This window comes from Mycobacterium sp. 48b (genome assembly GCF_048282725.1).
GTDB lineage: Bacteria > Actinomycetota > Actinomycetes > Mycobacteriales > Mycobacteriaceae > Mycobacterium.
On sequence record NZ_JBLVUL010000001.1, the window covers coordinates 971,236 to 992,958 of the forward strand.

The following is a 21,723-nucleotide window of genomic DNA, read 5'->3' on the forward strand; positions in this document are numbered from 1 at the left end:
GCGACTACTTCCCGTCCGATCCAGGCAGGGGTCGTTCCCGCACACTCGGGGTACCGAGCCGCCAGGCCAACCACGGCAGCGCTGCGTCGAATGCCGTACTGGCCGCTTGGAAATCGTGCCCGCCCTTGTAGCCGACCACGGAGCATTCGACGTTGTAACCGCTCAGCAGGGCGCACAGCTTGTTGGCGTTGGAGGCATGCTCCTCGGAGAACGTGTCCCACCCGGCGATCGCCTCCTCGGACGGCGGAGTGGTCGTGGGGTCACGGTGGACGGTCGGTGTGTTCTCCCCGACGCCGAGCCATGCGGCCATGGTGTCGTATGGGCCGTGCCGGGTGATCACCGTCTTGGGGTCGAAGGCCTCCCAGGCCGCCCGGTCGCCACCGAAGAGTCGGGCGATGGTCTGGTCTTTGGTGCCCGCATTGGGGCCGAGGGTGCCGTCCAGCCAGACGAAGGCGCTGAACATCTCGGGGTTGCGGACCGCGGTGTTCAGGGCGCACGTCGCACCCGAAGACCACCCGGCCAGTCCCCAGTTCTCGGGCTTCGCGCTGACCCCGAAACGCGAAATCAGGTAGGGAACCAGGTCTTTGGTCAGGTGAGATGCGGCGTTGCCGCGGGTGCCGTCGACGCATTCGGTGTCATTGCTGAACTTGCCCGCGATGTCGGGGAATACGATGACCGGCGCATTGCCGTGATGCAGTGCGGCGAAGTCGTCGAGTGTCTCCAACGCACCGGTCGATTGCAGCCAGTCGTTGGGATGGTTGAACTCGCCGCCCATCATGATGACCGCGGGCAGTTGCGGTGGCGGGTTGGTGGCGAACCAGGCCGGCGGAAGGTAGACCACCTCGGTCCGGTGCGCGAAACCCGATGCGTCGGAAGGGATGTTGACCCGCACCACGGTGCCGCGCGTGGGTATCTCTCCGGACTGTTGAAGCGCGGCGAGCTGGGATTCGTCGATCCACTGTTCCGGCTCGGCGTGGGTCAACCGGAGCCAGGCGGCCCGAACCGTGGGGAAGTAGCCGGTGGCGGTGTTGAGCGCGGCCAGACCGCACACCACCATAAGCACCACCGACAGAACCGATACCAGTCGGCGCCACCACGCACTGCCGGGCCAGCCGGCAATGAGAACGGTGGCGGCGAATCCGAACATCGCCGTCCAGAACACGGTGCCGAACGAGATGGCGTCGGCAGACCAGCCCTGGTCCCGCACGAACAGTTGCGCGGCCGCGGCCAGCCCCACGCCGACGAGGACCGCGGCGAGCAGCCACCGCTTCATCCACTCCTGCGACCGCCCGCGACCGATGGCGACCACGATCGCGATCAAGGCGAGCAGTTGCAGAGTGATCGGGATCAGACCGTTGGTCAACGACAGATTCATGTAGGTCGGCCCTCCCCGATTTCCTGCGAAAGCTTGTGGAACATTGGGCCCTGGTCGGCCAATTGCCGCAGCACGGGGCCGTATTCGGGATGGGCCAATGCGAACGCGAACTGGGCGACCAGGTAGTCGGCCGGATTGCCGGTGTCGTACCAGTGCCCCTGAATCACCTGGCCGTAGACGGCGTGGTCCCTGGCGTGGGCGTTGATCGCGTCGGTCAGGTAGATCTCACCGGGCTGGGTCTGTTCGTACCAGCGCTTCGTCTGCTCGCGCAGCTCGTCGATGATGCCAGGGGTGACGACGTAGCCACCGATTGCGGCGTACCCGGAGCGGGCTTCGTGCGGCTGCGGCTTCTCGACGATTCCGCTGATCCGCAGCAGCCCGCCGTCCAGATCCTCGTCGATGATCGGCACGCCGTACCGGCGAGAGTTCTCGGGAGCCATCGGCATCAATGCCAGCACCGGGGACGACGTCTGTTCGTAGGCCCGGATCAGTTGTTGGGCGCGCGGCACCTCGGCGACGAAGACGTCGTCGGGCCACAGCACCAGGACCGGCTCGTCACCGAACGAGCGTGAGGCATTGAGCACCGGGGTGCCGTTGCCGTACGGACCGTGCTGATGCAGGTAGGTGATGTGGCCCCGCGCCGACAGCTCGCCGACTTCCTCGACGGCGTCGGCGTATCCGTCCTTGCCGTCCGCGCGCAGCTGATCGACCAGCGTCGTGTTCGGCCGAAAATGCTCCTCTATCAAGTTCTTTCCACCGGACACCACGATCGTGATGTCGGTGATCCCGGAATTGACCAGCTCGCGCACCGTGTGTTCGATGACGGGCTTGTCGCCGACCGGCAGCATCTCCTTGGGGATGGCCTTGGTGAGCGGCAGGAGGCGCGAACCAATCCCCGCGGCGGGGATGACGGCTTTGCGAATGGCCTGTCCTGCCATGTGTTCCTCTCCGGTGCTCCACCAAAACTAGCCGGTGTGCCCGTCAGCCGAGCGGAATTCCCCAGCGCTCACCAAATGCGATCTGCTCCAGCGGTAGCCGTTCGCGGGGTCGGCTGTCGCGTTCGACGATGGCTTCGTCGACGGCGTCGTAGTCGCCCAGCGTGCCGATCGCGATGACGGCCAGCGGCCGCACGCCGTCCGGGATCTCGAACGCTGCCCGGGCTCCGTCGACGTCGAAGCCGGCCATCGGATGGGCGATCAGTCCGCGCGACACCGCCTCGACGGTCAACTGCGCGATCGCCGCTCCGGCGTCGACACCGGCGTACAACGCGGTCCGCTCGTCTTCTCCTTCATCGGTGCACACCAGAATCAGCGCGGAGGCCGCATGCGCGTAGCTGTTGCCGCGTTTGAGCAGGCCGGCCAATGTAACGAAGGTCTCATCCCCTCGCCGGCCGACGACAAACCGGACCGGCTGCCGGTGGCCCCAACTGGCGGCCCAGCGCGCCGCTTCCAAGACCGCGGTGAGCTGGTCAGCGGTAATGACGGCACTGGGGTCGAACGCCCGGGGGCTCCAGCGGGCCGCGAGATCGGGATGGATCGGCACGCTGGTGCCGGCCAGGCGGCCGTTCGGCGTGTCAGGCACGTCAGCCAAGCTACCGGCGGGGAAAATCCCGTGCGCGTCTCCCTTATCCTTGTTTCGACTCATTCCAGCGTTCTGAAGGGTTAGATAGTGGCGCTCGTCGTACAGAAGTACGGCGGATCCTCGGTATCGGATGCCGATCGGATCCGTCGCGTGGCCGAGCGCATCGTCGAGACGAAGAAGGCCGGCAACGACGTCGTCGTGGTGGTCTCGGCGATGGGCGATACCACCGACGACCTGCTTGACCTGGCCCGTCAGGTCTCCCCGGCCCCGCCGGCGCGCGAGATGGACATGCTGCTGACCGCCGGTGAGCGCATCTCCAATGCCCTGGTCGCGATGGCCATCGAGTCGCTCGGTGCCCAGGCCCGCTCGTTCACCGGATCGCAGGCCGGCATCGTCACCACCGGCATCCACGGCAACGCCAAGATCATCGACGTCACCCCCGGCCGCCTGCGCGATGCGCTGGACGAGGGCGTCATCGTGCTGGTCGCCGGGTTCCAGGGCGTCAGCCAGGACAGCAAGGATGTCACCACCATGGGCCGCGGCGGCTCGGACACCACCGCCGTCGCCTTGGCTGCCGCACTCAAGGCCGACGTCTGCGAGATCTACACCGATGTCGACGGAATCTTCACCGCCGACCCGCGCATCGTGCCCAACGCCCGCCACCTCGACACTGTCTCCTTCGAGGAGATGCTCGAGATGGCCGCGTGCGGTGCCAAGGTGCTGATGCTGCGCTGCGTCGAATACGCCCGCCGCTACAACGTGCCGATTCACGTTCGTTCGTCGTACACGGACAAGCCCGGCACCATCGTCAAAGGATCGATCGAGGACATCCCCATGGAAGACGCCCTGCTGACCGGAGTAGCCCACGACCGCGGGGAGGCCAAGGTCACCGTCGTCGGTGTCCCGGACGTCCCCGGGTATGCCGCCAGGGTGTTCCGCGCGGTCGCCGACGCCGACGTGAACATCGACATGGTGTTGCAGAACATCTCGAAGGTCGAGGACGGCAAGACCGACATCACCTTCACCTGCCCGATGGACAACGGCCCGACGGCCGTGGAGAAGCTGACCGGGCTCAAGGACGAGATCGGGTTCAGCCAGGTGCTGTACGACGATCACATCGGCAAGGTGTCGCTGGTCGGTGCGGGTATGCGCAGCCACCCGGGCGTCACCGCGAAGTTCTGCGAGTCACTGGCCGAGGCGGGCGTCAACATCGACCTGATCTCGACGTCGGAGATCCGGATCTCGGTCCTGGTCAAGGACACCGAGTTGGACACCGCCGTCCGCGCGCTGCACGAGGCCTTCGACCTCGGCGGCGAGGAAGAGGCCGTGGTCCACGGCGGGACGGGGCGCTAGACATGGTCAACATCGGTGTCGTAGGCGCGACCGGCCAGGTCGGGCAGGTCATGCGCACCCTGCTGGAGCAGCGGAACTTCCCGGCCAGCTCGGTCCGGTTCTTCGCCTCGGCGCGGTCCGAAGGTAAGAAGCTGACGTTCCGCGGCCAGGAGATCGAGGTCGAGAACAGCGAGACGGCCGATCCGTCGGGTCTGGACATCGCGTTGTTCTCCGCCGGTGCGACGATGTCGCGCGTGCAGGCCCCGCGGTTCGCCGCGGCCGGCGCGGTCGTCGTCGACAACTCGTCGGCCTGGCGCAAGGACCCGGACGTCCCGCTGGTGGTGTCGGAGGTCAACTTCGCGAGGGATGGCGTAAACCGCCCCAAAGGCATCATCGCCAACCCGAACTGCACCACCATGGCTGCCATGCCGGTGCTCAAGCCGCTGCACGAGGAAGCCGGACTGACCCGACTGATCGTGTCGAGCTACCAGGCGGTGTCGGGCAGTGGCCTGGCCGGTGTCGAGGAGCTCGCATCGCAGACCCGCGCGGTGGTCGACGGGGCGGAGCAGCTGGTTCATGACGGCTCGGCTCTGACGTACCCGGCGCCGGTGAAATACGTTGCGCCCATTGCGTTCAACGTGATTCCGCTCGCCGGCGCACTCGTCGATGACGGCTCCGGTGAGACCGACGAAGATCAGAAGCTGCGCAACGAGAGCCGAAAGATCCTCGGTATCCCCGAACTTCTGGTGAGCGGCACCTGTGTGCGGGTTCCGGTGTTCACCGGGCACTCGCTGTCGATCAATGCCGAGTTCGCCCAGCCACTTTCGGTTGAGCGGGCGAAGGAACTGCTGGCCGGTGCCGCGGGCGTGAAGCTGGTCGACGTGCCGACCCCGCTGGCCGCCGCAGGCGTCGACGAGTCTCTGGTCGGCCGGATCCGCCAGGATCCGGGCGTGCCCGACGGACGTGGTCTCGCTCTGTTCGTGTCCGGCGACAACCTGCGAAAAGGTGCCGCGCTGAACACGATTCAAATCGCTGAACTGCTGGCCGCCGAGCTCTGATCCGCGGGTGAACCCAGCCCGCAGGTTCGCCGTCGTCGCGATGCTTGCTGCGGCGGTGTGGCAGGCCCCGTTCGCCGGGGCGAGTCCGGGCTTCGGCGATCCGACGGTTCCTCCGCTGGCTCCCGGCCAGGTTCTGCGGATCGGGCCGAGCGCCGGAACCGGCACGCCCACTCGCGATTACGGCATCGGCGCCACCGACCTGTGTGAGTTCATGGAGTTTCCCAGCCGGGTGCTCCAGGTCTGCGGTGACAGCTTCGCCGGGCAGGCCGTTGGCTTCGGCGGCTGGCACTCGCCGGTTGCCCTGCACGTCGATGCCGACTCGATCGAGGACGCGGGCGGTGTGCGCTACCGGGGTGTCACCGGGGTGGACAAGCCGCTGCTGGCAGACCCGACGCCGCCCGGCGGCTCCCAGTTGCCTGCCGGTGTGGTGGCGATCAACCGTGAGAACTACATGATGGTGACCACCACCTACAACCTCAAGCCGTACAGCTCCCGGCTGGTGAAAGCCGATGCGGGCCGGCCGAATTGGCCGACGGTACCCGGTTCGGTGCGCGACGCGACATATCAGGGCGGGGCCCAGTCGCAGATCACGGGCTACTACGACCCGGTCCCGGCGCCGGATTCGCCCGACGGGTGGGTCTACATCCTGACCAACAATTTCGACCGCAGCAGCCCGCCGTTCCTGTACCGGGCCAATCCCAAGACCTTCACCGACCGGGCCGGCTGGCAGGGCTGGTCGTCCGCGGGCGGTTGGGGCAAGCCGCCGACGGCGTTGTTCGCCGACCGGGTGGGGGAGATGAGCATCCGGCAGATCGACGGCAAGCCCGTCCTGTCGTACTTCAACGCCAACACCGGAAATATGGAGATGCGGGTCGCCTACGACCCCACCGGTCTTGGCACGGCACCCGTCACCACGGTGGTGTTCGCGAGTGCCTGGCCGGACCCGGTCGACTCGTTGCCCCCGCCAGAGGTCAACCTGTTGGCCCAGCCCTACGGCGGCTACATCTCGCCGGGATCGACGCTGGACCAGGTCCGGGTTTTCATCAGCCAGTGGAACACCATGGCCCGCGGCGGCACGCCGTACCGCGTGATCCAGTACGCCGTGAACCCGTTCAAGCCCTGGGAGCAATAGTCCGCGGTCTGTCTGCGCGCAGTTTCACCTCACGTCTTCGCGCCGTTTTCTACCGCAGGGCTGTGGCTCGCGCGTCCGAGCGACCGTGGTGTGGAAAACGACGCCGAGCGGCGGCGCGCACCCGGAGCAAAAACCCGGGTCTTTCAAAGCTGATTCACAGCCAATTCTTGATCAGCACCTCAGCAGCGCTCGCATGCTCGTGTCATGACTGAAACACCCCCCGATCCTGAACCGGTGACCGCCCCGGTCGCCACCACTGAGCCTGCTGTCGTGGCGGTCCCGCCCGCCGAGAACAAGCCGAGCCGACTCATGCAGGCACTGGCCTGGGTGGGCATCGCGGCCGGCACCGTCTTCATCGTCGCGGTCGTCTTCGGCACCGGGTTCTTCCTCGGTGCGCATTCCGGTGGTGGCGACGGTCATCACCACCGCGGCGGCCACGACCGCGGCGGCATGATGATGTTCCACCGCGGCGGACCGGATGGCGGGCCGGGGCGGATGGGACCGCCGCACGGCATGATGCCGTGGGGCCCCGGACCCGGCTCCTTCGGCCCCGGTGGACCCGGTTGGGGACCCGGCGGCCCGGGCAGCGGCCAGGACCGCCCTGAGACGCCGCCGACACCCGCACAGCCCGCGCGACCATAATCACAGTCCGCTCTTTTGGACTCACTCCAAAGAGCGCGCATACTGGAGCCGTGACCACGGTGCATGACCACGACCCCAAAGCCCTGTTGCGGGCTGCCGGGCTGCGTGTCACTGCGCCGCGGGTCGCGGTTCTCCAGGCGCTGGCCGACCATCCGCATTCGACTGCAGACGATGTGGCCGGTCTGGCTCGCGAAAATCTCGGCTCGGTGTCGACCCAAGCGGTCTATGACGTCCTGCGGGCCTGCGTCAACGCGGGTCTGGTCCGTCGTATCGAACCCGCAGGCTCCTCGGCGCGCTACGAGACCCGGGCCGGCGACAACCACCATCACCTGGTCTGCCGGGTGTGCGGTGCGGTTGCCGACGTCGATTGCGCCGTCGGGGAGACCCCGTGCCTGGAGCCCTCTGACCTGGCCGGCTTCGCGGTTGACGAAGCCGAAGTCGTGTTCTGGGGAGTCTGCGCAGATTGCCAGGCGAGCGCCGCCATCTAGACCACTCTGCAGCCCAACGGACGCCCCGGCCACTTCCCCTTGGTGGCCGGGGCGCCTGCTTTTCACCCAAGCACCGGGTGGGGTACCCGGAATCGTGAGAGTCTCGCTAACCATGACGCGCAATCGGCTCCTGGTTGCCGCACTGTTCGCAGTGCCGCTGCTGGCTGCCGGATGCGCGACCGGCGCCCAACCCGAGCGCGGCGCGGCCATGGTCTTCGCCGTGGGTGATTGTGTGAGCGTCCCGGCCGCCACACCCGCCGCCCCGGAAGTGAGCCGGGCCGGCAAGGTGTCGTGCGACGTCGACCCCAGCTACACCGTCGGGGCCATCGCCGACGGAACCGGGACCTGCCCGAGCGCCGAGTACCAGCACCTGCCTGCCGAGCTCGCCGATCCGTCGACCGCGCGTCTGTGCCTGGTGCCGAATCTGGTCGCCGATCACTGCTACGAACTCGGCATGCCCGCGGGCATGGTGGAACTGGCCGACTGCACCGCGCGTACCGAACGTGGCCCGGGAGTGATGGTTCAGGTGACCCAGCGGCTGGATGTCCGGGACGGGTCGGCCTGCCCTGCCGAAACAGGGCACTACGCCTGGCCTTACCCGTCGCCGGCGCGAACCTATTGCACGCGGACGGTTCACTAACTGGCATGATCGAGGCCATGCGTGCCCTGACTGTCGGTTTCGGGCTGGCCGGTCTCGCGCTGGCATTGGCTGCACCTGCTGGTGCGCGTCCCTCGGATCCTGGTGTCGTGTCCTATGCCGTCATGCCCAAGGGCTCGGTGGGCAACATCATCGGCGCTCCGATGACGTGGGAGTCCCAATTCACCGTCCCGTTCCAGGCTTTCTCGGTCGAGAACCCGGTGTGCAACAACTGGGCTGACATCGGTCTGCCCGAGGTGTTCAACGACCCGGACCTCGCCTCGTTCAACGGCGCCACCACCCAGACGGCAGCCGGTGACGACAACCATTACGTCAAGCAGGCGATCGGGGTGTTCGCGACGCCGGAGGCCGCCGACCGCGCCTTCCACCGGGTGGTGGACCGCACCAACGGCTGCTCGGGCCAGACCACCGCGATGCACCTGGACAACTTCGTGACCCAGGTGTGGACGTTCAGCGGCGGCCCCGCGACCGCCACCGACGCGGATTGGGTGAAACAGGAGGCCGGCACGGACCGCCGTTGTTTCAACACCACCCGCAAACGGGAAAATGTGCTGCTACAAGCGAAGGTATGTCAGTCCGGCAACGCAGGCCCCGCGGTCAACGTGCTGGCCGGCGCCATGCAGAACACGCTGGGGCAGTAGATCGTGTCGGTCCGATCTGGATGATGGAACAGAACCGAGCCGTTTGATCCGGTGAGGACCGGGAGGGGTGGTTGCGATGGCAGTACCCGTCAGGGCCGATGCGGCCCGGCTGCCCCCCGTCGAATTCACCAGCGCCGAGCACGCCGCGGCGTTCATCGAAGACCACTGCCTGGATGACGGGCCGGTCGGGCAGGTGGGCCTGGAAATCGAGGCGCACTGTTTCGACCTCGAGGATCCGCTGCGTCGCCCGGGCTGGGACGAACTGTCCGAGATCATCGCCTCGGTCCCCGTGCTGCCTGGTGGCAGCCGGATCACCGTCGAGCCGGGGGGTGCGGTCGAACTGTCCGGCCCACCGGCGGACGGACCCTCGGCCGCGATCGCCGCACTGCTCGCCGATCGAGCCGTGTTGCGCACGGAGTTCGACCGCCGCGGTCTGGGCCTGGTGCTGTTGGGTGCCGATCCGGTGCGGCCGACGCGACGGGTCAACCCGGGCCCGCGCTATCAGGCCATGGAGCAGTTCTTCGCGGCCAGCGGGTCGGCCGAGCCCGGCGCCGCGATGATGACGTCGACCGCCTCGGTTCAGGTCAACCTGGACGCCGGCCCGCGGGACGGCTGGGCCCAGCGGGTACGGCTGGCGCATGCCCTCGGCCCGATGATGATTGCCGTCACTGCGAATTCGCCGATGCTCGGCGGGCGGTTCACCGGCTGGAAGTCCTCGCGGCAGCGGGTGTGGGGCCAGCTGGATTCCGCGCGCTGCGGCCCGGTTCTCGGCGCCGACGGCGACGATCCGGCCAGCGACTGGGCGCGCTACGCCCTGCGGGCGCCGGTGATGCTCGTCAACACCCCGGAAGCGGTCCCCGTCACCAACTGGGTGCCGTTCGCCGACTGGGCCGACGGGCGAGCGGTGCTCGGTGGCCGGCGCCCCACCGAGGCCGATCTCGAATACCACCTCACCACGCTGTTCCCGCCGGTGCGGCCCCGACGCTGGCTGGAGATCCGCTATCTCGACAGCGTGCCCGACGCCCTGTGGCCCGCGGTGGTGTTCATGTTGACCACCCTGCTCGACGATCCGGAGGCCGCCGCGATCGCCACCGAGGCGACGGAACCGGTCGCCACCGCATGGGATCGGGCGGCCCGGATCGGGCTGACCGATCGACGGCTGCAGGAAGCGGCCGTGGTGTGCGTTTCGGCCGTGGCGGAACGGGCCCCGGCGGAATTGGCGGAATCGATGGAGCGGTTGACGCGTTCGGTTCAGGAGGGACGCTGTCCGGCCGACGATTTCGCCGACCGGGTAGTGGGCCACGGAACCGCTTCTGCGATGAGCCAACTGGTGAAGGGCGAGCTTTGACCACACGCGAGACGCTGGCACAGCAGCTCACCAGGGCGCGGGAGCGCACCTTGGGCCTGGTCGACTTCGACGATGCCGAACTGCATCGTCAGTACAGCCCGTTGATGAGCCCGCTGGTCTGGGATCTCGCCCACATCGGCCAGCAGGAAGAGCTGTGGCTTCTGCGCGGCGGCGATCAGGACCGCCCCGGCATGCTGGCCCCGGAAGTGGACCGGCTCTACGACGCCTTCGTGCACTCTCGGGCCAGCCGCGTCCAACTTCCCCTGCTGCCGCCCACCGATGCCCGCAGCTACTGCGCGACCGTGCGGTCCCGCGCCCTCGACGCCCTCGATTCCCTCGACGCCGACGACTCCGGGTTCAACTTCAGTTTGGTGATCAGCCACGAGAACCAGCACGACGAGACCATGCTGCAGGCGCTGAACCTGCGGTCGGGCCCGCCGCTGCTCGACACCGGAAGTGCATTGCCCACCGGTCGGCCCGGCCTGGCCGGCACCTCGGTGCTGATCCCGGGTGGCTCGTTCGTTCTCGGCGTGGACGAACTCACCGAACCGCATTCGCTGGACAACGAGCGTCCGCCGCACATCGTCGAGCTGCCCTCTTTCCGCATCGGCCGGGTGCCCGTCACCAACGCCGAATGGCGCGAGTTCATCGACGACGGCGGCTATCAGCAGTCGCGATGGTGGTCCGAGCGTGGTTGGGCCCATCGTCAGGAGGCGGGTCTGACCGCACCCCAGTTCTGGGGTCCCGACGGCACCCGGGCCCGCTTCGGCCACATCGAGACGATCCCGGCCGACGAACCGGTCCAGCACGTCACGTTCTTCGAGGCCGAGGCATACGCCGCCTGGGCGGGCGCCCGGCTGCCCGCCGAAGCCGAATGGGAGAAGGCCTGCGCGTGGGATCCGGCGACCGAGAGCCGGCGCCGATTCCCCTGGGGCACTTCCGAACCCACCGAGGCGCTGGCCAACCTCGGCGGTGAGGCGCGCCGGCCCGCCCCGGTGGGTGCGTATCCGGCCGGGGCGTCGGCCTACGGCGTCGAGCAGATGCTGGGTGACGTCTGGGAATGGACCACGTCCCCACTGCGGCCATGGCCCGGATTCACGCCGATGGTGTACGACCGCTACACCGAACCCTTCTTCGAAGGCAATGGGGCTGGCGACTACCGGGTCCTGCGCGGCGGTTCGTGGGCGGTGTCCGCCGACATCCTGCGGCCGAGCTTCCGCAACTGGGACCATCCGATGCGGCGCCAGATCTTCTCCGGCGTGCGTCTGGCCTGGGACGCCTGATGTGCCGGCATATCGGATGGCTGGGCGCGCCGCGATCGGTGGCGTCGCTGATGCTGGATCCGCCGCAGGGTCTGCTGGTGCAGTCCTATGCGCCGCGTCGCCAGAAGCACGGCCTGATGAACGCCGACGGTTGGGGTGCAGGATTTTTCGACGACGGAGTACCGCGTCGGTGGCGTAGCGACAAGCCGCTATGGGGTGACGCGTCGTTCGCGTCGGTGGCACCGGCATTGAGCAGTGGGTGCGTGGTCGCGGCCGTGCGCTCGGCGACCATCGGCATGCCGATCGAACCCTCGGCCTCGGCACCGTTCACCGACGGGCAGTGGCTGCTGTCGCACAACGGCGTGGTGGACCGGGCGGTGTTGCCGTTGACTGCCGCCGCCGAATCCACCGTGGACAGCGCGGTGCTGGCCGCGCTGATCTTCTCCCGGGGCCTGGATTCGTTGGGTGACACCATTGCCGAAGTCGGCGCCCTGGATCCGAACGCCCGATTGAACATACTGGCCGCCAACGGTTCTCGTATGCTGGCCACCACGTGGGGCGATACCTTGTCGATGCTGCGGCTGCCGGACGGCGTCGTGCTCGCCAGCGAACCCTACGACGACGATCCCGGCTGGTCGGACATTCCGGACCGCCACCTGGTGCACGTCTCTGACTCGCATGTCGAGCTCACCCCACTGAAAGGTTCGGTATGACGCTCACCCTGTCCAACTATCTGGCAGCAGATTCCGCTGCCACCGCGCTCCGCCGCGATGTGTCCGAGGGGCTGGCCCAGTCGCCGAAGATGCTGCCGCCCAAGTGGTTCTACGATTCGGTCGGTAGCGATCTGTTCGACCAGATCACGCGGCTGCCCGAGTACTACCCCACGCGCACCGAGGCGCAGATCCTGCGGGACCGCTCGCCGGAGATCACCGAGGCCGCCGGGGCCGACACGCTGGTCGAGTTGGGCAGTGGCACCTCGGAGAAGACCAGGATGCTGCTCGACGCGATGCGTGACGGCGGCCAGTTGCGCCGGTTCATCCCGTTCGACGTCGACGCCGGCGTGCTGCGGGCCGCCGGCGACGCGATCGGCAAGGAGTATCCGGGCATCGAGATCGATGCGGTGTGCGGCGATTTCGAGGAACATCTCGGCAAGATCCCGGCGGTGGGACGCCGCCTCGTGGCCTTCCTCGGATCGACGATCGGCAATCTGACACCCGGCCCGCGGGCGGAATTCCTGGCCTCGCTTGCCGAGACCCTGCAGCCCGGGGACAGCGTGTTGTTGGGCACCGACCTGGTCAAGGACACCGACCGGCTGGTCCGTGCCTACGACGACAGCGCCGGCGTGACCGCCGCGTTCAACCGCAATGTGCTGTCGGTGGTGAACCGCGAGCTCGATGCCGATTTCGACCTCGACGCGTTCGAGCATGTGGCGAAGTGGAATGCCGACGAGGAGCGGATCGAGATGTGGCTGCGCACGGACACCCCGCAGCAGGTCAGGATCGCCGGGCTCGATCTCGACGTCGCATTCGGTGCCGGTGAAGAGATGCTGACCGAGGTGTCCTGCAAGTTCCGGGCCGACGGGGTGGCCGAGGAGCTGGCGAAAGCCGGTCTCCGGCAGACTCATTGGTGGACCGACCAAGCCGGTGACTTCGGCCTGTCGCTGGCGGTGAGATGAGCCTGGCGCAGCAGTGGGCTGACGCCCGCCCCAAAGTCGCCGGCCTTCACCTCGACAGTGGCGCCTGCTCGCGGCAGAGTCTCGCGGTCATCGACGCCGTCGCCGCACATGCGCGCCATGAGGCCGAAGTCGGCGGCTACGTCGCCGCCGAGGCGGCAGCGCCGGTGCTCAACGCGGGCCGGGCTGCGGTCGCGGCACTGACCGGACTCGATGCCGCAGACGTGGTCTACACGACGGGCTCCAACCATTCCCTGGACCTCCTGCTCGGTAGCTGGCCGGGGGAGCGCACGCTGGCCTGCCTGCCCGCCGAGTTCGGGCCGAACCTCGCGGTCATGGCGGCCAATGGCTTTCAGGTGCGGGCGTTGCCCGTCGACGGGGACGGCCGGGTCGATGTCGACGAGGTGGCCGGTCGGTTCGCATCTGATCCGCCGGCTTTGGTGCACTTCACGCCACTGGCCAGTCACCGTGGCGTGGCCCAGCCACTGTCGGAGATGGTCGCCGTCTGCCGCGCTGCGGGCGTCCCGATCGTGGTCGACGCCGCACAGGCGTTCGGGCACCTGGACTGCAGCGTCGGCCCCGACGCGATTTATTCGTCGTCACGCAAATGGCTTGCCGGGCCACGCGGTGTAGGTTTCCTGGCGGTGCGGCCCGAACTCGTCGCGCGGCTGCAGCGGCGTGTGCCGCCGGCCGGGTGGGATGTGCCGGTGACCGTCCTGCAGAGCTTTGAACACGGTGAGCACAACGCAGCGACCCGCATCGGCTACTCGGTCGCTCTGGGCGAACATCTCGCCGCCGGACCTGAACTCGTCCGCGGCCGGCTTGCCGAAGTGGGTCGCACGGCGCGGCAGGTGCTGGCCGACGTGCCCGGCTGGCGGGTAGTGGAAGCCGTCGATGAGCCCACGGCGATCACCACGCTCGAACCCACCGACGGTGCCGATCCGACCGCCGTCCGCGCCTGGTTGATCGCCGAGCGCGGAATCGTCACCACCGCATGCGAACTCGCGCGGGCTCCGTTCGAGATGACCAAGCCGGTGCTGCGGATCTCGCCGCATGTCGATACCACTGCCGAGGACTTGGAGCAGTTCGCCGGGGTGTTGCGGGACGCGCCTTAGCCAGTTTTCAGGCACGTGTCAGTGGATCGGACTATACTCGAACACATGTTCGATACCGAGTTCGATCCGGCGGCACCGGGTCGGCTCGTGGATGCGCTGACCGACAGTGCGCGTGCCGAGGCGCGGTTGATCGCGACTCGGATGGCCGCTGTGGCGGATTTGTTGGCCCAGCGGACCGCCGAACTCAATGTCGAGGGTGTGCACCCGAACTACATGATCCTCACCGGATTCGCCCGCGCGAGCGCTGAGGTGGGGGCGGCGTTGAACCTGACCTCGGGCGCCGCCAGCCGGCTCGTCGGGCAGGCCGAGGCATTGCGCGACCGGTTGCCCCGATTGGCCGCGCTGTTGAGCGACGGGCAGACCGACTGGCGCACTGTCGAAATCGTGATCACCCGGACCCGGTTCGTCTCGCCGAGGGTGATGGAGCAGCTGGACGAGGAGCTGGCGCAGCGGATTACCGGGTGGCAGTGCTGGTCGGACGGGCGCATCACCACCACCGTGGATGCCAAGGTACGGACCTTGGACCCGGCCGCGATCTGTGAACGCGAACACGCGACCAACCGTCGCCGAGTCAAGGTCAGCGCGCGTGGAGATGGCACGGCCAAGATCGATGCCATCGTCACGACTCGTGCCGGATTGACCTTCGACTCAAAGCTTTCGGAAATGTCCGCCAGGCTGTGCCCGAAAGATCCGCGCAGCAACGACCAGCGCCGCTCTGATGCAATCGAAGCTCTGGCGGAGGGTCGAGAGCTGTCGTGCGAGTGTGGCTGCGCTGAGTGTCCGGTCCGGTCGACGAACGAGCCGTCAGAACCGGTCAAGGTCGTGGTCAACGTGATCGCCGAACGTGACACGGTCCTCGGGACCGGGACGGCGGCCGGGTATGTGTGTGGCTTCGGGGTTGTCGACGCCGAGCAGGTCCGTGAACTCGCCGCCGAAGCCACGATGCGGTTGGTGACCGAACCGGACGTGGATACCGCGGCAGCGCTCCGCTACCAACCGACGGTGTCGGTGCAGCGCTGGGTCCGGTGCCGCGATCTGACGTGCCGATTCCCGGGCTGTGAGCGCCCGGCCGAGGACTGCGACGTTGACCATACGGTGCCGTTCGACCGCGGCAATCCCGCCCGTGGTGGGCTCACGGTGCCAGCCAATCTGAAATGCCTGTGCCGTTTTCACCACCGCCTCAAGACATTTGGCGGATGGTGCGACACCCAGTACCCCGACGGCAGCGTGGTGTGGACCTCGCCGTCGGGCAAGACCTACCGCACCACACCGGGCGGGGCGGACCTGTTCAACAGCTTCGCTTCGGCTCCGTGCACACCGCCCGCCCCGGCGCGCCCGCCGAAGCTGAGCCGGGCAGCGCGGGTGGAGCAGACCCGGGCGAAGAACAGGCGGCTGCGGCCGGTCAACGAGGCTTACCGATACACCCAGAGGGCCCGACGCAAGGAACTTGGCCGGCGTCGTAATAGGAACCGGATGCGGGCCACCCTGAAATTCTTCAAGGGCGATGAGCCGAGCACCAGCCCGTACTGCACCTGGATCAACGATCCCTTCGAGCCCGAAGAACTACCCCCGGATTGGGAACCGCCCCCACCACTGCCGCCGGACCCGGACGACCCACCGTTCTAGACGGGTAGGTCAACCCTTGTGCGCGGTCAGCAGGAACGCCGGGAACTTGATGCGGCCCTTCTCGTCGAAGCCGTGCTTGGGCAACTCGAACGGAACGTCGGCGGGCAGCGCGACGGCATTGGCGTGGATGAAGGCCGGCCGGATGTCGTCGACCTCCCAGTACTTGGAGACCGCCGCGCGCAACTCTTCCTCGGACACCTCGTTGGGCTTGGTCTCCAACTCGGCGGGGAACGCGCCCTTGGCGAACACGAGTACGTAGTAGCTCGCACCCGGCGCCGACGCGCGGAGGATGGACTGCAGGTATCCGTCGCGCCCTTCGACCGGCAGCGAGTGGAACAGGGTCGAGTCGATCACGGTGTTGAACCGGCCGTCATAACCCGTGAACGAGGTGATGTCGGCTTGGGCGAAGCTGGCCGTCGACAGCCCGCGCACCTGCGCGGCGTTGTTGGCCGCGGCGATGGCCGTCGGGCTCAGATCCAGGCCCACGACGGTGTAGCCGTCCGACGCCAGCGCCAGTGACAACTCGGCATGTCCGCAGCCGGCGTCGAGGACATCGCTTTCGAACTTCCCGGCCCGGTGCAGCGCGGCGAGTTCAGGCTGCGGCTCGCCGATATTCCACGGCGGCTGGCCCTCGAAACCCGCTTCCCCCTTGTACGCGCCATCCCAGTCCAAGACCTGTTCAGATGTCATGGCTCCAACGTACGCGCCTCAATCCCAGGTATGGACGGGCTCATTACTGTGCATCCGCTGGACATACTCCCGCAACATTTCGGCCAGCGCTTTGGGCCTGGTCAACCCTTGTGACTGCAGCTTTTGCACGGTCGCCACCTGCCACGTCGATCCGGTCCGGCCGGTCTTCGCACGCCCTTCGATGACCCCGAGGTAGCGGTCGCACACCTCGCTCGCCACACCCCAGCGGCGTAGGCCGTCGTGTGCCATCGGGAGCAGCCTGCGCAACACCAGCTCGTCGGGCGTCACCTCGCCCAGACCGGGCCAGTACAGCCGGGCATCCAGACCGTGCTGGGCACCCTCGACGAAGTTGTGGTGGGCCGCGGCGAAGCTCATCTTGGTCCACAGCGGCCGGTCCTCTTCGGACAGCGTCCGCAGCAGGCCGTAGTAGAACGCGGCGTTGGCCAGCATGTCCACCACGGTCGGGCCGGCGGGCAGCACGCGGTTCTCCACCCGCAGATGGGCAACACCGTTCACCACGTCGTACACGGGGCGGTTCCAGCGGTAGATGGTTCCGTTGTGCAGCCTCAGCTCGGCCAGCTGAGGCGCCCGCCCCGCCGCGAGCTCGGCGACCGGGTCCTCATCGGACAGCTCGGGCAGCAACGACGGGAAGTACCGCACGTTCTCCTCGAACAGGTCGAAGATCGAGGTGATCCAACGCTCGCCGAACCAGACCCGCGGCCGCACCCCTTGAGCCTTGAGCTCATCGGGTCGGGTGTCGGTGGACTGCGTGAACAGCTCGATGCGGGTCTCGGCCCACAGCTGATGGCCGAAGAAGTACGGCGAGTTGGCACCGACCGCCAGCTGCGGCCCGGCCAGCACCTGGGCGGCATTCCAGTTCCGGGCGAAATCGGCGGGGGAGACCTGCAGGTGCAACTGCATGCTGGTGCACGCGGATTCCGGCGCGATCGACGCCGACTGCAGGCTCAGCCGTTCCGGCCCCGCGATGTCGATGGGCATGTCCTCGCCGCGGGCGGTGAAGATCGAGTCGTTGAGCGCCTGATACCGCGTCGACTGGCTCATCCAGGGCCCCGACAGATGCTCGGGCATCAGCGTCGGCAGGATCCCCACCATCACGATGTGCGCGCCGTCCTCGCTGGCCTTGATCTCGGCGGCGTTGAGGCTGCGCCGCACCTCGTCCTCGAGCTCCAACGCGGCCCGGCCGGGCAGCGGGCGTGGCGGGACGTTGAATTCGATGTTGTAGGCGCCCAATTCGGTCTGGTAGGCCGGATCGGCGATGGAAGCCAGCACCTCTTGGTTGGTCATCGCGGGCTGGTATTCCTCGTCGACGAGGTTGCACTCGATCTCCATGCCGGTCAGCGGACGCTCGAACTCGAAACTCGACTGGGCCAGCATCGTTTCGAACACGTCGAGGCACAGCTGCACCTTGCGCCGGTACTCCTGCCGGTGCGAGCGGCTGAATTCGGTGTTCTTGACCTCTTCACCCACACCGCGATGCAACAACGCGGAGGCCGCCCGCGCAAGCAGAATGGCAAAATGACCTCACCGGTTGAGGACGACCAGGACGACCAGGGCGGCCTCGAGCAGGTTTCGCACGCGGATCGCGTCGCGTCGCTCACCGGGGTGCGCGCGGTGGCGGCGCTGACGGTGATGGGGACCCACGCGGCGTATGGCACCGGCCTGCTCTCTCAGGGGTGCCTGGGACTGATGAGCGCCCGCCTGGAAGTCGGGGTGGCGATCTTCTTCGTTCTCTCGGGGCTGCTGCTGTTCCGCCCCTGGGTGCATGCGGCCGCTTCGGGGGCCGACGCGCCCAGTACCCGGCGTTATGCCCGAAATCGGTTCCGCCGCATCATGCCCGCCTACGTCGTCACGGTCCTCGTCGTCTACGGCATCTACGAACTGCGGCCTGTGCAACCGAATCCCGGGCACACCTGGACGGGCCTGCTACGCAATCTGACGCTGACCCAGATCTACAGCGACAACTACTTCACGGAGTACCTGCACCAGGGATTGAGCCAGATGTGGAGCCTGGCGGTAGAGGTCGCGTTCTACGCGGTGCTGCCGTTGCTGGCCTATCTGCTGTTGGTGGTGTTGTGTCGCAGGCGTTTTCGGCCCCTGCTGATGTTGGCCGGGCTGGCCGGCCTGGCCGCGATCAGTCCGCTGTGGTTGGTACTGCTGCACAACACCGAATGGATGCCGGTCGGCGGTGGTGCCTGGCTGCCGCACTATCTGGTCTGGTTCGTCGGCGGGATGGTGCTGGCCGTGCTCGGCACGATGGGCGTGCGCTGCTATGCGATGGCGGCGTTGCCCCTGGCGCTGGCCTGCTATCTGGTGGTGTCCACCCCGATCGCGGGCGTGGTCACGGCGCCCGTCCTCGACCTGAGCGAGGATCTGTCGAAAACGCTGTTCTACGCGGTCATCGCGACCCTCGTGGTGGCTCCGCTGGCACTGGACGGGGACGGCCTCTACGCACGGGTGATGGGCAGCAGGCCGATGGTGTGGCTGGGGGAGATCTCCTACGAGGTCTTCCTGTTGCACGTGGTGGCCATGGACCTGGTGATGGCGTTCGTGTTGGGCTGGAACGTCTACACCGGTTCGGCCACCGTGTTGTTCATCGTGACGTTGGTGGCCACGGTGCCTGCGGCGTGGCTGCTGCATCGGCTGACTCGGCCGCGCGGTTGACGGCCGGACCGGCGCCGGCCCGCCCGGGAGGCGCCACCGCTCCGCCGTGCTGGGTGGGAGCCGGGGTGGCGGTCCGGCCGTAATCCTGTTGTGGCGAGAGTAGATCGGCGTAGTCACCGTACTGCGGCGCCTGCTGGGTGGCTTGAGCCTGGCCGTAGGCCTGGGCATACGCCTGGCCGTAGCCACTGCGCTGCGCCGCATCCGGATGTGCCACCCCGCCCTGCGCGTAGTACTGCTGCACGGCCTGGTTGTAGTAGTCGAGGTAGGCCTCGTAACCGCCGGCCGCGGTGGCCGCGGCCGGCGCCTCCGGTGCCAGCCACAGTGCCGCGGCGGCCGCCAGCACCTGCAATCCGTTGAGCACCGCGATGGTGATCAGCACCCATCCCGAGGACGAGGTCAGCACGGTCGACAAGGCATCGAGAAAACCCGCCGCAGCCAGGATCGCGGTCAGCCGGGGGAGGGCAGTCTGCTTGGGCAGCAAGCCGATTGCGGCTGTCAGGCCGGCCAGGACGGCGAACCTGACATGCCAGTCGTTGCCGCCGCCGTCGGCCGCCGGCCCGAAGCTCACGCAATAGCCGGCCAGGCCCAGCACCAGCACCGCGATCGACAGGTTGCGGCTCGGTGAATTGACCACGGTCACTCCTTCAGATCAGTCGATGCTGTTCGCAGATGCTCTCAGGTAACGCATCTCGTCGTCGGTGGCGACCATCGTGACCAGCGCCGAGCCGGCCTGGGTGCTCACCTTGACGGTGTCGTGTTCCAGCGAGATCAGGTCGAGGACCACGTCGGCCTGATCCGACGGCCGGGTGTTCGGCGGGGCGAGCACCATGGTGGTCACCCCGATGCGGACCGATTGCTCCGGTACGCCGTCGAACATCTCGACGGTGTAGTTGCGTTCCGCACCCGCCTGGATGGCGCGCCGGTTGAAGTCGGCAACCCACAGCAGGTCATGGCGTCCGACGACCTCGACCATGTCGCGCCAGAAAGCCGGGCGCCGGCTGTGCACCAACACCCGGGCGCCCAGGGCCAGCGAACGTAGCACCACCTGCTGGGCCAGATGCAGCGTGCCCACGATCTCGACCCGGCGGATCTGCGGGCCGAACACGGGGAGAGCGACGGCCCGCCCCTGTTCGTCGGCACCGATCACCTGACCGCAGCCCGAAGCCGGCAGGGCCAGGTCGCTGAGTGCGTCGCCGCGAAGGCCGGACGCCCAGTGCTCGATGTGGCGGGCCCCGGGAACCGTCGGGACCGGAAGCGTCGCCGCGAGTGCGGAGAACTGCTGGCCGTGCAGCGGGACGAGCCCGCGTAACTGGGTGGGGACGCGCACGTCGCTGTCGAAGCGGACCAGTCCACGGACCTGGATCAGATCCTCGTCGCTGCCGTGATCGGGGGCTTCACGCAGCGACAGGCACACCGTGGTGGAGTAGCTGGGCACCGTCCACAACAGCCCGAGGCCGGCCGTGGTCAGCATGTTCGGCTGCACGGCGAAGCTGGACAGCCGGAAGTGGCCTTCGCGGCAGTCCTCCCACGTCTCTTCCACGGTGCCGAGGTTGACTCCGTCGCTGAGCTGATTGGTGGCCGCCGCGATACCGCTCGCCGAAAGGAACTGGGGCTGCAGACCCGCCTCCGCCAGCCGATTGGCGACGCGCCGGGTCGCCGTGGTGGCGGCGCGCAGGATGCCGTCGCGGTCACCGCCGCGGCGCCGGACCGCCTCCGCGCAGCGCGACGGGTTGAACCGCACGGCAATCCACACCGTGCGCTGGGCGATCGCGGGCAGCGGCCCCAGCACGGAGTCATAGACCGCGGCGACGTCGGTGTGGCCGGCCGAGCGGGCACCCTGGCTGATGATGTCGATGGACTCGAGGGTGATGTCGAACTGGCGGAGGCAGTCCAGCAGAGCCTGGACGGGAACCATCTCGCCGGAAACGGTGACCCCCGGCTCCAAAACCGTCAGAGCCCTGGGATTTTCGTCGATCTTGAGCAATGACAGCAAAGTCGAACCGTTCCAACGGAATCCGATCTGCAGACCGTCGGGTGTCGGAACGTCGAACGGTTCGCTCGGCAGGAAGCCCGGCGCGGACTTGCCCGTGCGTCGCCGCCGATTACGCAGAAATCTCCCACGCAGCGCCAGCGCCCGCGGTGCCGTCGTGCCCTTGACGACCGGAGCGATCAGCAGCAACGCCACCACCAGGCCCACCGCCGCGCCCTGCCAGCCGGGTCGGTGCAGTTGCTGCGCGACGACGGTCCCGACGACCACGAGTATTTGCAGGGCGATCAGGTCGACCAAGGGGACGAGCCGTTGCGGGCCGGTATCGCCGGCAGTCGCCAGCTTTGCTGCGAAAGTCAATGGACGCATCGCATTTCAGTAGCCGCTCTCCAGGCTGTCATGTCATGGTGGTGCGGACGTGCTATACCCTACGC

At 67.8% G+C, this 21,723-nt stretch carries 21 protein-coding genes; 14 read left to right on the forward strand and 7 right to left on the reverse strand.

Annotation, left to right across the window (positions count from 1 at the left end):
- Positions 1 to 4: 4 nt before the first annotated feature.
- Genes ACNQR1_RS04595 through ACNQR1_RS04605 form a run of 3 tightly spaced genes read right to left on the reverse strand, consistent with a single transcriptional unit; the run spans position 5 to position 2,956 of the window.
- Positions 5 to 1,375 (reverse strand): alpha/beta hydrolase, encoded by a 1,371-nt coding sequence (locus ACNQR1_RS04595; RefSeq protein ID WP_418044429.1) that lies wholly within the window; start codon positions 1,373 to 1,375, stop codon positions 5 to 7.
- Positions 1,372 to 2,313, reverse strand: a complete 942-nt coding sequence (locus ACNQR1_RS04600; RefSeq protein ID WP_418044431.1) for a UTP--glucose-1-phosphate uridylyltransferase — start codon at positions 2,311 to 2,313, stop codon at positions 1,372 to 1,374. The genes ACNQR1_RS04595 and ACNQR1_RS04600 overlap by 4 nt, the downstream gene beginning before the upstream one ends.
- A 43-nt stretch (positions 2,314 to 2,356) precedes the next feature.
- Positions 2,357 to 2,956, reverse strand: coding sequence for a nitroreductase family protein (locus tag ACNQR1_RS04605; RefSeq protein ID WP_418044433.1), 600 nt, complete (start codon positions 2,954 to 2,956; stop codon positions 2,357 to 2,359).
- Between the two features lie 87 nt (positions 2,957 to 3,043).
- Between ACNQR1_RS04605 and ACNQR1_RS04610 the strand changes: the two genes are divergently transcribed.
- The 13 genes from ACNQR1_RS04610 to ACNQR1_RS04670 all read left to right on the forward strand — a co-directional run bounded on the left by ACNQR1_RS04610 (position 3,044) and on the right by ACNQR1_RS04670 (position 15,930).
- Complete coding sequence (locus ACNQR1_RS04610) at positions 3,044 to 4,309, forward strand: aspartate kinase (RefSeq protein ID WP_418044435.1); 1,266 nt, start codon at positions 3,044 to 3,046, stop codon at positions 4,307 to 4,309.
- Between the two features lie 2 nt (positions 4,310 to 4,311).
- Positions 4,312 to 5,346: an aspartate-semialdehyde dehydrogenase gene (locus ACNQR1_RS04615; protein WP_418044437.1), complete on the forward strand. Its 1,035-nt coding sequence runs from the start codon at positions 4,312 to 4,314 to the stop codon at positions 5,344 to 5,346.
- Positions 5,347 to 5,386: 40 nt separating this feature from the next.
- Entirely contained in the window at positions 5,387 to 6,478 is a 1,092-nt protein-coding gene (locus ACNQR1_RS04620; protein WP_418050274.1) for a DUF4185 domain-containing protein, read from the forward strand.
- A 204-nt stretch (positions 6,479 to 6,682) separates the two neighbouring features.
- Complete coding sequence (locus ACNQR1_RS04625) at positions 6,683 to 7,120, forward strand: hypothetical protein (protein ID WP_418044439.1); 438 nt, start codon at positions 6,683 to 6,685, stop codon at positions 7,118 to 7,120.
- 50 nt (positions 7,121 to 7,170) lie between these two features.
- Positions 7,171 to 7,608 (forward strand): Fur family transcriptional regulator, encoded by a 438-nt coding sequence (locus ACNQR1_RS04630; RefSeq protein WP_418044441.1) that lies wholly within the window; start codon positions 7,171 to 7,173, stop codon positions 7,606 to 7,608.
- Positions 7,609 to 7,720: 112 nt separating this feature from the next.
- A complete protein-coding gene (locus ACNQR1_RS04635; RefSeq protein WP_418044443.1) occupies positions 7,721 to 8,248 on the forward strand; it encodes a hypothetical protein in 528 nt (175 codons plus the stop codon).
- A gap of 17 nt (positions 8,249 to 8,265) precedes the next feature.
- The gene (locus tag ACNQR1_RS04640) at positions 8,266 to 8,907 is read left to right on the forward strand and encodes a sensor domain-containing protein (RefSeq protein WP_418044445.1); all 642 of its coding nucleotides are present in this window, start codon (positions 8,266 to 8,268) and stop codon (positions 8,905 to 8,907) included.
- Positions 8,908 to 8,983: 76 nt separating this feature from the next.
- Positions 8,984 to 10,255: an ergothioneine biosynthesis glutamate--cysteine ligase EgtA gene (egtA, locus tag ACNQR1_RS04645; protein WP_418044447.1), complete on the forward strand. Its 1,272-nt coding sequence runs from the start codon at positions 8,984 to 8,986 to the stop codon at positions 10,253 to 10,255.
- Positions 10,252 to 11,538, forward strand: coding sequence for an ergothioneine biosynthesis protein EgtB (gene egtB, locus ACNQR1_RS04650; RefSeq protein WP_418044449.1), 1,287 nt, complete (start codon positions 10,252 to 10,254; stop codon positions 11,536 to 11,538). The genes egtA and egtB overlap by 4 nt, the downstream gene beginning before the upstream one ends.
- Positions 11,538 to 12,230 (forward strand): ergothioneine biosynthesis protein EgtC, encoded by a 693-nt coding sequence (gene egtC, locus ACNQR1_RS04655; protein ID WP_418044451.1) that lies wholly within the window; start codon positions 11,538 to 11,540, stop codon positions 12,228 to 12,230. Before egtB ends, egtC begins: the two co-directional genes overlap by 1 nt.
- Positions 12,227 to 13,192, forward strand: coding sequence for an L-histidine N(alpha)-methyltransferase (gene egtD / locus ACNQR1_RS04660; RefSeq protein WP_418044453.1), 966 nt, complete (start codon positions 12,227 to 12,229; stop codon positions 13,190 to 13,192). Before egtC ends, egtD begins: the two co-directional genes overlap by 4 nt.
- Positions 13,189 to 14,304, forward strand: coding sequence for an ergothioneine biosynthesis PLP-dependent enzyme EgtE (gene egtE / locus ACNQR1_RS04665; protein ID WP_418044455.1), 1,116 nt, complete (start codon positions 13,189 to 13,191; stop codon positions 14,302 to 14,304). The genes egtD and egtE overlap by 4 nt, the downstream gene beginning before the upstream one ends.
- Before the next feature lie 45 nt (positions 14,305 to 14,349).
- The gene (locus ACNQR1_RS04670) at positions 14,350 to 15,930 is read left to right on the forward strand and encodes a DUF222 domain-containing protein (protein ID WP_418044457.1); all 1,581 of its coding nucleotides are present in this window, start codon (positions 14,350 to 14,352) and stop codon (positions 15,928 to 15,930) included.
- 9 nt (positions 15,931 to 15,939) lie between these two features.
- Here the strand turns inward: ACNQR1_RS04670 and ACNQR1_RS04675 are convergent, their stop codons facing one another.
- On the reverse strand, positions 15,940 to 16,620 hold the full coding sequence (locus ACNQR1_RS04675) for a class I SAM-dependent methyltransferase (RefSeq protein WP_418044459.1): 681 nt from the start codon (positions 16,618 to 16,620) through the stop codon (positions 15,940 to 15,942).
- 18 nt (positions 16,621 to 16,638) lie between these two features.
- The gene (locus tag ACNQR1_RS04680; RefSeq protein ID WP_418044461.1) at positions 16,639 to 18,108 is read right to left on the reverse strand and encodes a glutamate--cysteine ligase; all 1,470 of its coding nucleotides are present in this window, start codon (positions 18,106 to 18,108) and stop codon (positions 16,639 to 16,641) included.
- A 48-nt stretch (positions 18,109 to 18,156) separates the two neighbouring features.
- Here ACNQR1_RS04680 and ACNQR1_RS04685 point away from each other — a divergent pair, with 48 nt between their 5' ends.
- A complete protein-coding gene (locus ACNQR1_RS04685) occupies positions 18,157 to 19,302 on the forward strand; it encodes an acyltransferase family protein (RefSeq protein ID WP_418044463.1) in 1,146 nt (381 codons plus the stop codon).
- Here ACNQR1_RS04685 and ACNQR1_RS04690 read toward each other — a convergent pair.
- Together ACNQR1_RS04690 and eccE are read right to left on the reverse strand one after the other, a co-directional pair.
- On the reverse strand, positions 19,232 to 19,936 hold the full coding sequence (locus ACNQR1_RS04690; protein WP_418044465.1) for a DUF5336 domain-containing protein: 705 nt from the start codon (positions 19,934 to 19,936) through the stop codon (positions 19,232 to 19,234). The two genes, ACNQR1_RS04685 and ACNQR1_RS04690, sit on opposite strands and share 71 nt — an antisense overlap.
- A 15-nt stretch (positions 19,937 to 19,951) precedes the next feature.
- Complete coding sequence (eccE, locus tag ACNQR1_RS04695) at positions 19,952 to 21,658, reverse strand: type VII secretion protein EccE (RefSeq protein WP_418044466.1); 1,707 nt, start codon at positions 21,656 to 21,658, stop codon at positions 19,952 to 19,954.
- Positions 21,659 to 21,723 lie beyond the last annotated feature (65 nt).